The sequence below is a fragment of the Streptomyces sp. H51 genome, assembly GCF_035656535.1.
Classification (GTDB): Bacteria; Actinomycetota; Actinomycetes; order Streptomycetales; family Streptomycetaceae; genus Streptomyces.
This window is the reverse complement of the sequence record NZ_JAYMHD010000069.1, coordinates 59,945-73,060: the sequence shown is the minus strand read 5'-3', so window position 1 is coordinate 73,060 and position 13,116 is coordinate 59,945. Positions and strand designations below refer to the sequence as shown.

At 74.4% G+C, this 13,116-nt stretch carries 9 protein-coding genes; 5 read left to right on the top strand and 4 right to left on the bottom strand.

The features are described from left to right. Positions 1 to 111: 111 nt before the first annotated feature. The gene (locus VKA29_RS24810; protein ID WP_324788178.1) at positions 112 to 2,355 is read right to left on the bottom strand and encodes a glycoside hydrolase family 9 protein; all 2,244 of its coding nucleotides are present in this window, start codon (positions 2,353 to 2,355) and stop codon (positions 112 to 114) included. Between the two features lie 724 nt (positions 2,356 to 3,079). On the opposite strand from VKA29_RS24810, the gene VKA29_RS24805 reads away from it, so the two are divergent. The 3 genes from VKA29_RS24805 (at position 3,080) to VKA29_RS24795 (ending at position 8,068) form a co-directional block, all read left to right on the top strand. After that, entirely contained in the window at positions 3,080 to 5,464 is a 2,385-nt protein-coding gene (locus VKA29_RS24805) for a SpoIIE family protein phosphatase (protein WP_324788177.1), read from the top strand. A gap of 271 nt (positions 5,465 to 5,735) precedes the next feature. Then, positions 5,736 to 6,440: a DUF4232 domain-containing protein gene (locus VKA29_RS24800; RefSeq protein WP_324788176.1), complete on the top strand. Its 705-nt coding sequence runs from the start codon at positions 5,736 to 5,738 to the stop codon at positions 6,438 to 6,440. 371 nt (positions 6,441 to 6,811) lie between these two features. Continuing rightward, positions 6,812 to 8,068 (top strand): SLC13 family permease, encoded by a 1,257-nt coding sequence (locus VKA29_RS24795; RefSeq protein ID WP_324788282.1) that lies wholly within the window; start codon positions 6,812 to 6,814, stop codon positions 8,066 to 8,068. Positions 8,069 to 8,109: 41 nt separating this feature from the next. Here the strand turns inward: VKA29_RS24795 and VKA29_RS24790 are convergent, their stop codons facing one another. Then, entirely contained in the window at positions 8,110 to 9,996 is a 1,887-nt protein-coding gene (locus VKA29_RS24790) for a ricin-type beta-trefoil lectin domain protein (RefSeq protein WP_324788175.1), read from the bottom strand. Positions 9,997 to 10,587: 591 nt separating this feature from the next. On the opposite strand from VKA29_RS24790, the gene VKA29_RS24785 reads away from it, so the two are divergent. Beyond that, complete coding sequence (locus VKA29_RS24785; RefSeq protein WP_324788174.1) at positions 10,588 to 11,412, top strand: endo alpha-1,4 polygalactosaminidase; 825 nt, start codon at positions 10,588 to 10,590, stop codon at positions 11,410 to 11,412. A 22-nt stretch (positions 11,413 to 11,434) separates the two neighbouring features. Here the strand turns inward: VKA29_RS24785 and VKA29_RS24780 are convergent, their stop codons facing one another. Beyond that, positions 11,435 to 11,980: a flavoprotein gene (locus tag VKA29_RS24780; protein ID WP_324788173.1), complete on the bottom strand. Its 546-nt coding sequence runs from the start codon at positions 11,978 to 11,980 to the stop codon at positions 11,435 to 11,437. Between the two features lie 9 nt (positions 11,981 to 11,989). Further along, positions 11,990 to 12,448, bottom strand: coding sequence for a nuclear transport factor 2 family protein (locus VKA29_RS24775; RefSeq protein WP_324788172.1), 459 nt, complete (start codon positions 12,446 to 12,448; stop codon positions 11,990 to 11,992). A 114-nt stretch (positions 12,449 to 12,562) separates the two neighbouring features. Between VKA29_RS24775 and VKA29_RS24770 the strand changes: the two genes are divergently transcribed. Continuing rightward, the gene (locus tag VKA29_RS24770) at positions 12,563 to 13,114 is read left to right on the top strand and encodes a TetR/AcrR family transcriptional regulator (RefSeq protein ID WP_324788281.1); all 552 of its coding nucleotides are present in this window, start codon (positions 12,563 to 12,565) and stop codon (positions 13,112 to 13,114) included. Positions 13,115 to 13,116 lie beyond the last annotated feature (2 nt).

Genomic DNA, 13,116 nt, shown 5'->3' with positions numbered 1-13,116 from the left:
TACCGCTGGGGTACTGAATCGTAAATATTCGCTGCTCACCGTGGATACCGGACGGTACCGGCCGGGGTGCGGGCGGCGGGCGGCGCCCCGTCGCCCGCACCCCGGGCGGCCTCAGCCCTGGTCGGCCACGAAGGACGCCATGCGGGCGAGGGCGGCGTTCCAGTTGATCGCGGTCTCGTTCGTCGACCACGACTGGATGTCGTCGATGTAGCAGAACTGGCCGACGCAGCCGGTGAGTTTGCTCTGCGCGTACGGGTCCTGGATACCCGAGTTCGCTCCTCCGGCGAGCGTGCCCTTCGGCGGGTTCGGCAGGCCGGGGTCGAGTTCGTGGGCGTACCAGCGGCTGTGCTGGTTGTGGGAGCTGACCTCGCCGTAGCCGGTGACGTAGGAGATGTTCAGCGCGTTGCGGCCGAGGATGTAGTCCATGCTCTGCACGGCGCCGTCGCGGTACTCGGCGCCTCCGGTGATGTCGTAGGCGGTGGCGAGGACGACCGCGTTGTTGAGCACCTGGTGGCTGGAGCCCCAGTCGTAGCGGTTGCCGTCCGGCGCGTACGGCATGCCGTACGGCTGTGCCTTCAGCGTGGCCAGGTAGCGGTCGGCGCCCTGGACGACGGAGCGGCGGACCTTGTCCCGGCCGGGCAGGGCGCTGGGCACGGTGGCCAGGTCCAGGCGGCCCGCCGCGGCGGTCCTGGCCCAGTCGAAGCCGAGGCTGCCGAAGATGTCGGCCGTGTGCACCGGGGAGTTCAGGACGTGGTCGGCGAACTGCCTCTCCCCCGTGGTGAGGTACAGCTCGGCGGCCGCCCAGTAGAACTCGTCGGTGGCGTCGGAGTCGGCGTAGGTGCCGCCGCCGGTGCCGTCGCTGTCGGAGGCGTACAGGTCCGGGTGGGCGAGGGCCGCCGCCCACGCCTTGCGGGCGGCCGTGAGGGCGCGCGCCGCGAACGCCTTGTCGTAGGGCCGGTACAGGCGGGCCGCCTGCGCCGCCGTGGCCGCCAGGTTCAGGGTCGCCTGCGTGGACGGCGGGTGCAGCTCGCGCTTCTGCGGGTCCTCGCTCGGCAGCAGCGGCAGGCCGGTCCACTGCTCGTCATGGATCTTGTGGTGGGCCATGCCGGCCAGCGGCTGCCCGTCGGGCACCTGCATCTTCAGCAGGAACTCCAGCTCCCAGCGGGCCTCGTCGAGGATGTCCGGCACCTTGTTGCCGCTCTCCGGGACGGCGAGGGTGCCGTCGCGCAGCTTCCGCGGCTCGCCGGTGCGGGCGAGCAGTTCGCGTTCGTAGGTGCTCAGCAGCTCCCAGGTGGCGATGCCGCCGTTGACGACGTACTTGCCGTGGTCGCCGGCGTCGTACCAGCCGCCGGAGACGTCGAGGCGGTAGTCGCACACGCCCGGCCGGCACGGCACGTCGGTGTCGCCCTGGTTGGGTGCCACGCCGACGTGGCCCGCGGCCCGGCCGTACCCCGGCCGCAGGTCGTCGCGGATCGCGGTGCCGCTGCGCTGCGTGTAGTAGTACTTCACCGAGTCCAGGCGCAGTTGCTCGTAGGCGCCGGTGCCGATGTCGAACGGGCGGCTGGTCTGCCCGTCGGCGACCAGCGTGTAGTCCTGGCCGGCCTTGCGCCAGGCGCCGAAGTCGATCGAGTGGACGTTCTGTCCGGAGGAGGCGTCGACGCCGCGCGGCACGGACCAGCCGTGTGCGACGGTGGCGCCGGAGCCGTCCTTGAGCTGCCAGGGCAGCTTCGACGTGGCGTCGGTGACGAGGGTCGCGTTCTTCGGTCCGGCGGGCAGGTAGGCGACCTGGTTGACGCGGACGCGCGGCCCGGTGTCCGGCTGGTAGACCTCGGGCGGGACGCCGCCGAGCAGCGAGACGTCGTCCATGCACAGGCGCCAGCCGTCCGCGCTGCCACCGGCCTGGAAGGCGACCTGGCCCTGGGTGGTGTCGACGGGCGAGGTGAACGTGTAGGAGTAGGTGTCGCCGGAGACGCTCAGCTGCGGACTCACCTCGAACCAGGTGTCGTACGGCGCCGCCGCCAGGCCGACGAGCGCGCGGACCACGTGCCCCTCGGGCGATCCGTCCGCGGTGAAGCTGAAGCGGTACGCCTCCCCCTTGACCAGGGTGATGTCGTTCTGTCCGACCGCGGCGTCCCACCGGTTCGCGGTGCCGCCCGGCACGTCGGCGCACAGCTTGCCGCCGGACAGGCCGGCGGTGACGCCGGGGGTGGTCCACCACGGGTCGGTGGTGGAGTCGAAGGTGCCGTTCCTGACCTGCTCGACCTCGTCGGCGGCGGCCGGGCCGGACGGCAGCCCGGCCAGGGCCGTTCCCAGCAGGGCCGTGAGGGTCAGCAGGGCGGTTCTGCGTCTTGCCACGTCTGGGCTCCTCGGGGGGTGCGGGTGACGCCCGCGAGCGGATGGGAGCGCTCCCATCGGCGGGTCAGGCCATGCTTGTGGGTGACGTGACACCTCGTCAACGGTGCGCGCGTGACCGGTTGTTGCGTCGGGACCGCGACGCGCGCCCAGCCGGCCTGCACCTCCAGCCGGCCTCCACCCGGCCCGGGCCGCGCGCCCGGCCGAGGCCGACGGGCCTCGCGCCCCACCGGGTCGGCGTGGCCGGGTTCGGCCGGCCCCGCTCACGGGCCGGCGGGGCCGGCGATCCGGCCCGGGCCGACCGGCGCGAAGTGCCGACCGTCACGCAGGGCGACGGCGCGGCGGCCGGTCCGGCCCGCGGCGGCTTCGGCGGCCCGCGCCGCTCCGGCACCCGGCAGGGCGCCCGGCCGCGGGCACGGCCGCGGGCGCGGCCGGGAGGCGATCAGCACAGATCCACGCGCGACCGCCACGACGGTTTCCCTCATCGGGCACCAGAGGTACTCACAACCGATCGCGATCGGACAGGTTCTGACGGCCTGCCATGCGTGACGGTCAAGGGCGCGACACCGCTCTCCTGCCCCACGGGCCACAAAGGCCGAAAATCCCCCTTGACCATGCAGGGCGGTTCACCCCTGGGGGTCACCGTCCACGAGAGCCCGGGACGCACTAGGCTGGAACACAAGTGACGCGCCTGTTCACTGTGAGTGTGCGCGATGGAGTGGCGACGATGAGCCCGGTCTACCCGTTCGACGACGCGGCGACGGCCCGGGCTGCCATCGACGAATACGGCACCCTGCTCGAATGGAACACCGGCGCGCAGCGGCTGCTCGGCTGGTCCGCCGCCGAGACGGTGGGACGTCCCGCCGGGCGCCTGCTGGTCCGCGGCACCGCGGACGCCGTGCTCCCGCCCGTCGGACCGCGCTGGTACGGCACCGTCGCCCTGCGTCACCGTGACGGGCGCACGGTCCGCGTGTGGCTGCTCGCGCACCGGCGTGAGTCCCCGCACGGCGGCCCGGACCGCTGGCTCGTGTACACCCCGCTGGAGGGTGAACGGCCCGTCCCCTCCGACGACACGCTCTCCAGGGCGGCCCTGGCCCAGGCGCCCTGCGCCGTCGCCGTCTACGACGAACGGCTGCGCCTGTACCGCGTCAATGACGCCATGGCCGACGTGATCGGGCTGCCCGAGGAACGCATCCGGGGACTGCGCATGCCCGAGATCGGCGGCAAGGTGCAGAACGAGGAGCTCGAGCGCCACATGGTCGGGGTGCTCACGACCGGAGAGCCGCAAGAGGTGCGGACGTACCTGCGCGCCGGCGGCGAGGACCGCGAGCACGCGTGGCTGATCCGAATGGCGCCGATCATGGCACCGGACGGACGGGTCCGCGGCGTGTGCACGGCCGCCCACGACTTCTCCGAGAACTACCGTTCCCGGCAGCGGCTGCAACTGGTCAACGAAGCCAGCGTACGCATCGGCACCACCCTCGACGTGGCCCGTACGGCGCAGGAGCTCGCGGACATGTGCGTGCCCGCGCTCACCGACTTCGCCACCGTCGACCTGATCGACCCGCAGGACTACGGCGGTGAGCCCCCGGCCCGCATCACCCCGCCGGTCAGCCTGCGGCGGGCCGCGCACCAGTCGGTGCTCGAGGGCATCCCCGAGGTGGTGACCCAGGTCGGCCACGTCGAGCACTACCCGGCCTCCTCCCCGCAGGCCGACTCGCTCACCGCGGGCCGCACCATCGTGGGCGCCCTCGGCTCCGGCGAACTGGACCACTGGCTGGCCTGGAACCTGCCGCGGCGCGAGCGGGTGCGGGAACTCGGCATGCACTCCGTGATGTCCGTGCCGATCCGGGCCCGCGGTCTGACCCTCGGCGTGGCGGTGCTCACCCGGCACCGGAACCCGGAACCCTTCACCGCCGACGACGTGCTGCTCGCGGAGGAGATCACCGCCCGGGCCGCCGTCTGCATCGACAACGCCCGCCGCTTCTCCCGCGAGCGCGAGACCGCCCTCGCCCTGCAGCGCAGCCTGCTGCCCCGCTCGCTGCCGCCGACGCCCGCGGTGGACGCCGCCTCCCGCTATCTGCCGGCCGCACGGGTCGGCGTGGGCGGCGACTGGTTCGACGTGATCCCGCTGTCCGGGATGCGGGTCGCCATGGTCGTCGGCGATGTCATCGGCCACGGCGTCCAGGCCTCGGCCACCATGGGCCGGCTGCGCACCGCCGTGCGCACCCTCGCCGACATCGACCTGGCCCCCGAGGAACTGCTGACCCACCTCGACGACCTCGTCGTACGGCTGTCCGCGGACACCGGCGGCGAGGGCCGTCCCGGCGAGGTCGGCGCGACCTGCCTGTACGCGGTCTACGACCCGGTCTCCCGGCACTGCACGATGGCCCGCGCCGGGCACCCGTCGCCGTTGGTGGTGCCGCCCGGGGGCGAGCCCCGGCAGATCCGCCTGCCGGCCGGGCCGCCGCTGGGCCTGGGCGGGCCGCCGTTCGAGGCCGCCGACCTCTACCTGAGCGAGGGCAGCGTGCTGTCGTTCTACACGGACGGACTGATCGAGTCCCGCGACCGGGAGGCGGACGCCGGTCACCGGCTGCTGTGCGAGGCCCTGGCGACGTACACCGACTCGCTGGACGAGACCTGCGACCGGATCCTGCACGCCCTGCTGCCCGCGGGCGGCGCCGCCGACGACGTGGCGCTGCTGCTGGCCCGCACCCGGGGGCTGCCCCCCTCCCAGGTCTCGACGTGGGACATCCTCGCCGACCCCGCGCTGGTCGCCCCCGTCCGCAAACAGGTGGTCGAGCAGCTCGACACCTGGGGACTCCAGGAAGCGACGTTCACCGCCGAGCTCGTGGTCAGCGAACTCGTCACCAACGCCATCCGGTACGGAGCCCGCCCCATCCGGCTCCGGCTGATCCACGACGCCACCACGCTGATCTGCGAGGTCTCCGACACCAGCCACACGGCCCCGCACCTGCGCCGCGCCAAGACCTGGGACGAGGGCGGCCGCGGGCTGCTCCTGGTCGCCCAGCTCACCCAGCGCTGGGGCAGCCGGCACACGGCGGACGGCAAGACGATCTGGGCGGAGATCGGGCTGCTCGAGGAGGAGTGAGACGACGGCCGGGCCGGCCGGTGCGTCCGTCCCGGCCGGGGCCGGGTACCCGTCCCCCGCGCAGGCCCCGGCGAACGGCCGCGTCCCCGGCTCCGGCCCGGCTCCGGCCCGGCTCCGGCTCGGCTCCCGAAGTGCCGGAAAGTGAGACGGAATCGGGACCGGACCGCGAACTCTTCCGGTGGGGCCTGCATCCACACTCGTGACGGCGCGCAAAGCGCCCCGAACGCACATGCCGGGCGTGTGCGAGGAATCTCCTGGAGTGCTGAGGAACATGACTGAAACGTCCCGCTCCACCCACCGGGCAGCCCTGCTCGCGAGCGCGGTCGCCGTACTGGGACTGCTGACGGCCTGCGGCGCCGGCGGCGACGGCACCGCGAGCGGTACGCGGACGCCGACCGGCTCGGCCACGCCGGTCTCCGGCGGCCGGACCGCCGGCTCCGCGACCGGCTCCGCGACCGGTTCGGCGACCGGCTCCGCGACGACCGCCCCGGACGCGACCGCCACCGCCACGGCCGTCACGTCCGGCGCCACCGCGTCCCACGCCACGGCGGCCTCCGGGGGCCGCTGCCACACCTCCGAGCTGCGGGCGACCGTCGGCCCCAACGACCCCGGCGCCGGGCAGGAGCACTTCCCGGTCGTCCTGACCAACACCTCCTCCCGCACCTGCACCGTGCGCGGCTACCCGGGCGCCGCGTTCGTCGACGCGTCGGGGCATCAGCTCGGCCCGGACCCGAAGCGCTCGCCGGGCACGCCGACGACCGTGACGCTCGCCCCGGGCGGGAGCGCCTGGGCGGGGCTGTCCTTCTCCAACCCCGACGTCAGCGGCGCCGACCCGGCCACTCCCGCGTCCCTGCTGGTCACTCCGCCGAACGAGCTGGACCCGCTCACCGTGACGTGGACGGGCGGCCAGGTCCCGGTGTCCGGCAACTCCTCCACGGTGTACCTGACGGTGCTCCGTCCCGGCAGCGGCCTCTGAGCGACGGGGGCGCGTCTGGAATCCGACGGAGTCCGGCGGCGGCCCGGGGGCCAGGAGACCGGTGGGGGCCGGGCGGGCCGGGGTCCCGGAGGGTCCGGAGATCCCGGCGGGTCCGGAGATCCCGGCGGGTCCGGAGATCCCGGCGGGTCCGGAGATCCCGGCGGGTCCGGAGATCCCGGAGGGGCCGGAGATCCCGGAGGGGCCGGAGATCCCGGAGGGGCCGGGGGACCCGGAGGGGCCGGGGGACCCGGAGGGGCCGGGGGACCCGGAGGGGCCGGGGGACCCGGAGGGTGCGGGGGGGTGCGGGGGAATCCGCTTACCTCGGCCTGTTTTGATGGACGCCCCCGCACCGCCCGCCCGAAGGAACCGCCCTGAACACCCCGCTCGCCGAGACCCTGTCCGTCGCCCTGCTCGTCGCCGTGCTGGCCTTCGCCGTACTGCGTCCCAAGGGGCTGCCCGAGGCCGCGGCGGCCGTCCCCGCCGCCGGGGTGGCCGTCGTCACCGGAGCGATCTCGCTGGGGCACGCCCGGGCCGAGGCCGAGCGGCTGGGACCCGTCGTCGGCTTCCTCGCGGCGGTGCTGGTGCTGGCCCACTTCTGCGACGTGGAGGGCCTGTTCCGGGCGTGCGGGGCGTGGACGGCGCGGTACGCCGCCGGGTCGCCCCGGCGGCTGCTGGTGGCGGTGTTCGCGCTGGCCTCGGTGATCACGGCGGTGCTCAGCCTGGACGCCACGGTGGTGCTGCTGACGCCGGTGGTGTTCGCCACCGCGGCCCGGGCCGGCGTTCGCGCCAAACCGCACCTCTACGCGTGCGCGCACCTATCGAACACCGCCTCGCTGCTGCTGCCGGTGTCGAACCTGACCAACCTGCTGGCCTTCGCGGCGAGCGGGCTGAGCTTCACGCGCTTCGCGGCGCTGATGGCGCTGCCGTGGCTGGTGGCGATCGGCGCGGAGTACCTGGTCCTGCGTCGCTTCTTCGCCGCCGACCTGAGCGCGCCCGCCCACTCGCCCGAGCCCGGTGAAACGCCCCGGCTGCCGCTGTTCGCGCTGGTCACCGTGGGCTGCACGCTGGCCGGGTTCGTCGTGGCCCCGGCGGCCGGTGTGGAACCGGCGTGGGTCGCGTCGGCGGGAGCGCTGGTGCTGGCCGGCCGCGCGGTCCTACGGCGGCGGGCCACGCCGCTGTCGGTGGTGCGGGCGGCGGCCCCGGCGTTCCTGGCGTTCGTCCTCGCGCTCGGGATCGTGGTGCGGGCGGTGGTCGACAACGGGCTCGCCGGGGCGCTCGGCGGTCTGCTGCCCCACGGTCCGGGGCTGCCCGCGCTGCTCGGCATCGCCGCGCTGGCCGCCGTACTGGCGAACCTGATCAACAACCTGCCGGCGGTGCTGGTCCTGCTGCCGCTGACCGCCCCGGCCGGGCCGGGTGCGGTCCTCGCGGTGCTGCTCGGGGTGAACATCGGGCCGAACCTGACGTACGCGGGATCGCTCGCGACACTGCTGTGGCGGCGCGTCGCGCGCCGGCACGGCCATGAGGCGGAGCTCGGCGAGTTCACCCGGCTCGGCCTGCTCACCGTGCCGGCCGCGCTCGTCCCGGCGGTGGCGGCGCTGTGGCTGTCGCTGCGGGTCGCCGGGGCCTGACCGAGCCGGTCAGTGACGTCGCCGGGGCCTGACCGGGCCGGTCAGTGACGGCCCCCGCCGCCTCCGTATCCCCCGCCGGAGCCCCAGCCTCCCCGGCCCCCCGGCCCGCCGGGGACGGGGGCCGACGGCGGCGCCGAGGGCGACGGCTGCGCGGTCGTCGGCGAGGCGGACGGCGTGGTGGACGGCGCCGGCGCGGGGGCGGGCGCCGGGGAGGTGCGGGGGGCGGGTGTGCGCACCGGCCCGGGGCTGCCGTCGGCGTCCCAGTTGACGGCCTCCATCTGCAGGTCGGTCTTGGCGGTGTCGAACGCCCAGCGCTGCACGTCGCTGTCCTCCCGGGTCTTGACGACCAGGGCGCCCGACCCGTCGGTGGCGGCGGGCACCAGGGCCAGATCCTGGTCCCAGCGCGGCACGATCGTCCCGCGCAGGGTGAAGTCGTAGCGGATGTCCCGGCCGCTCTCCGCGGATTCGCCCGTGCACGGCGTCAGCCGCACCGAGTAGCCGAGGCGGGAGTCGAGGCACAGGCCGGGGTCGGCGCCGCTGCGCAGCAGTCCGTCGGTCGCGTACGACCACTGCTGGCCGGGCGCCGAGGAGCACTCGGCCAGTCGCGTCTCGGCGCCCGCGACGGTCTTCGCGCCGACGACGGCGACGCACAGCCCGGAGCCGACGTTGTGCAGGCGGCCGCGCACGGTGCCGTCGGCGGACGGGCCCGCGCCCGCCCAGGACGGGGCCTCGGTCGCGCTCTTGCCCCCGGTGCCGGGGCTCCGGGACGGCCGGACGCCGCCGGACGGGGCGGTGCGGTCCCAGGAGCCGAGCACGGACCACAGGACCAGCGGGAGGGCGACCAGCCCGCTGACCGTCACGACGGCGACGGCGAGGTTGCGGCGGCGGGCGGCCGCACGCCGGGCGGCCCGGCGCGTCGCACGGCGGGCGGCGGCCCGCCTGCCGGTGCGGGGGCCGGGCGCGGGACCGGGCCGCGCGGGCGGTCCGGACCGCGCCGGCGGCGCGGACGGTGGCGCGGGCACGGCGGACTCCGGCGAGGTGAAGGACTCGCCCGGGAACTCCGGGGGCAGGGACTCCTCGGCGGCGGCGCGCACGTCACGTTCGGCCCGGGAATCGACGTAACCCGGTGCGCCCCAGCCGAGCACCGCCTCGGCCAGTGACAGGCCGAGCCCCTCCTCGAACCGGCTCAACTGCTCGGCGGTGTCACGGCAGTGAGTGCAGCGGCTCAGGTGGCCGGCGAGGTCGACGTCGATGTGGACGCCGCCGCGCCGGTAGGTCACGTCGAGCATCCGCAGATAGCGCCGGCACTCCTGTTCCGGCGCGAGTTCGCGGTGGACCTGGAGGCACTCCTCGCGCAGCCGCTCGCGCGCCCGGGCCAGTTCGACGTCGGCGCTCTCTACGTCCAGGCCGAGCAGCCGGGCGGGCACGCCTAGGGGCTCCGACTCGACCTCCGTGTGCCACACCAGGCAGCGCGCCGGCTGGGGCAGCCGCTGGAACGCCTCGGCCAGCAACCGCCGGTGGGGCGGCGGCAGCAGGCGGGCCGCCAGGCGTTCGTCCTCGCCCGCCGCGGAGCGCAGGTCCGGATGGAGCATCTCGCGTCTGCCGTCGCCGTCCCACTCCGCGGCGACCCGGCCCACGGTGACCAGAAGCGCGGGCCGCCAGGCGGAGGTCGGTCCGTTCTGCCGGAGGGATTCGCCGAAAAGTCTGGTGAACGCGGCGGACGTGAGCATTCCCGCATTGCGGGCGCCGTCGGTGCACAACCGGGCGTAGGCGAACGCGGCTTCCCAGTGCCGGTCGAGGAGTTCCCGCACGGGCTGAAGCGCGGGTGCCGTACCCGTCCACTTCTTGAGTTCGGCGCTCAGTTGTTCGTCCGTCGCTTCGAACTCGCGCGCGGCTGCGGGGGAATTCGACAGACCGACGTCTTTCACGGCTGCATTCCTCTCGAGGGCGTGCGGCATCGAGTGCGTACCACACGGCACGGGAGCCGCCGACACCGCGACCGCTCCGCACATACGGGCTTCGGCTTCTCGAACGCACGCCCGCAGAAGCTCTCTTGAAGCGGAAGGCGAACGCGGGAGCGGCCTCGCGCGCACAGCGGAACGGCTGCCGTCCGTGCGCCGACAGAACACACCTTTGCACAGTTCAGCAATATGTAACAAGAGAGCGCCTGCTTTCACGCTCCGGTCTCCCGGCCGGTATTCAACAAAACGTCGACAAGCGGGTCCGTGTCCGTGTCCGTAGACCGGATACCGGGTGTACGACCAGCAAAGTTTCCCCGACTCCGCGCCGTTCATTTCGTGTTCGGCCGACGTCACGGCGATCCGGGTCGGGTTCGCGCCCGCGCCCGGCGCTCCTTGACCCGCCGCCGGTGTCCGCGCTTTGATCGTCCGCGTGCCGCGGTGCGGCACGCAGAGGTGCGCCCAGCCGGTAGCGGACGAGTTCCAAGTCCGGCCCGAGTCGCCAGGATCGCCGCCCCGCGGGTCCGAGGCGGGGTCGTACCCGCGACCGTGGGAGCGGACATGCCCACCGTGGGGGTCTTGCGCGCCGGAGCGGCCGGGACGGCCGTCGGCGCTTGTTTCCTTCTTCTCGCCGGGCTGACGGCGTGCGGCTCCGGCGGGGAGGCCGAGGACGCGTCGGTCCGCCTCCCGCCGCGCCACGCCGGCTTCGACTACCAGATCGGCGGCGCCTATCCCCCGCCGTCCGGCGTGCGGATCGTCACCCGGGACCGCACGGCGTCCCCGGCACCCGGCCTCTACAACGTCTGTTACGTCAACGCCTTCCAGGCCCAGCCCGGGGAGCGCGGGACCTGGCCCGCCGACCTGCTGTTGCGGGACGGCCGGGGCCGGGTGGTCGTCGACCGGGACTGGGACGAGGCGCTGCTGGACATCCGCACCTCGGCCAAGCGCCGGCGGGTGGCCGCGCGGATCAACCGGTTCGTCGACGGCTGCGCCGACAAGGGCTTCGACGCGGTGGAGCCGGACAACTACGACAGCTACACCCGCTCCCGCCACCTGCTGACGGCGAACGACGCCGTCGCCTTCATCGCCCTGCTGTCGCGGCACGCGCACGCCCGGCACCTGGCGGTCGCGCAGAAGAACACGGTGGAGCTGGCCGGGGTACGGAAGAAGGCCGGGCTGGACTTCGCGGTGGCGGAGGAGTGCGGCGCCCAGGACGAGTGCGGCGCCTACGCGCGCGCCTTCGACGACCGGGTGGTGGTCGTCGAGTACACCGACAGCGGGCTGCGCAAGGCCCTCGCGGGCTTCGGCGGCCGGCTGAGCATCGTGCGCCGGGACATGGAGGTGTCCACGCCGGGCAGCGCCGGCTACGTCCGCGAGGTGCGGTGAGAACGGCTCCCGGGCGCCGCCGTCACCCCCGCCCGACCAGGTCCAGGGCCTGTTCCCAGCCGAACTCCGGCCGCACGCCGTCCCGGTCCGGCTCGCCGGAGTACGGTTCACCGAACCGGACGCCCATGGCGCGCAGCCGGATCAGGCTGTCCTGATAGGCGGGGTGGGCGGCCAACGCGTCGGACACGCACGGCAGTACGGCGACGGGGACGCCGAGACCGCGGGTCTCGCAGAGAGTGGCGACGGCGAGGGTGTCGGCGAGGCCCGCCGCCCACTTGTTGACGGTGTTGAAGGTGGCGGGTGCGACCACGACCGCGTCCGGCGGCGGGAAGGGGCGCGGATCGCCGGGGGTGCGCCAGGCGGAGCGGATCGGACGGCCCGTGAGGGTCTCGACGGCCGCCGTGTCGAAGAAGCCGTTCATCGCGACCGGCGTCGCGATCACCCCGACCTCCCAGCCCCGTCGCTGCGCGGCGGCGATCAGCCCGCCGACGCCGGCGGCGATCCCGGCGGCACACACGACGACGTAGAGGAAGGGCTTCTCGTCCGGCTTCGCGTCCTGTTCGATCACCCCGGAACCCTACTGAAGCGGGAAGGACGTCCCGCGCTCGGCCTCGGGCCGCGGGCCGCGGATGCGGCGCTCCTCCTCCGCGATGGGCACGTCGTCGATGCTCGCCTCGCGCCGGGTCATCAGGCCGTGCTCGTCGAACTCCCACAGTTCGTTGCCGTACGAGCGCCACCAGCGGCCGTCGGCGTCCCGGGACTCGTACTGGAAGCGGACGGCGATGCGGTTGCCGTCGAACGCCCACAGGTCCTTGCGCAGCGCGTAGTCCCGTTCGCGCTCCCACTTGCGGGTCAGGAACTCGACGATCCGGGCGCGGCCGGTGAGGAAGGTGTCGCGGTTGCGCCACACCGAGTCCTCCGAGTAGGCGAGCGCGACCCGGTGCGGGTCACGGGTGTTCCAGGCGTCCTCGGCGGCCTGGACCTTCTGCGCGGCGGTCTCGCGGGTGAACGGGGGCAGGGGCGGCCGGTCGGCCATGGGGCTCTCCTCCTCGGCGGGCGACAGCGGAGAACGCTCGTTCTCACGCCTGGCTGCTACCGTAGGAGAACGCTCGTTCTCACGTCAAGGAGAGGTCGTACGGACATGGCCGTCATGGACAGCGCAGCCGCCCGGGAGCAGGCGCTGGACGCCGCGGAGCGGCTCTTCTACGGGCGGGGCGTGCAGTGCGTCGGCATGGACGAGATACGCGGCGCCTGCGGCCTGTCGCTGAAGCGGCTCTACCAGCTCTTCCCGGCGAAGGAGCAGCTGGTCGAGGCGTACCTGGAGCGGCGGGACGAGCGCTGGCGCGGGCGGCTGGCCGCGTACGTCGAGCGCCACGACGACCCCGAGGAGCGGATCCTGGCGGTCTTCGACCGGCTCCACGAATGGTTCGGCGAGGACGGCTTCCGCGGCTGCGCGTGGATCAACTCCTACGGTGAACTGGGCGCCACGTCACCCCGGGTGGCCGCCCAGGTCCGCGCCCACAAGCGGGCGTTCCGCGCCTACCTGGCCGGGCTGGTGGCGGACGCGGGACTGCCCGGCACGCTGGCCGGGCAGCTGTTCCTGCTGGCCGAGGGAGCCATGGTGACCGCCGGCATCACGGGCAGCGCGCGGCCCGCCCGGGAGGCGCGCGAGACGGCACGCCTGCTGCTGCGGGCCCGCTGAAC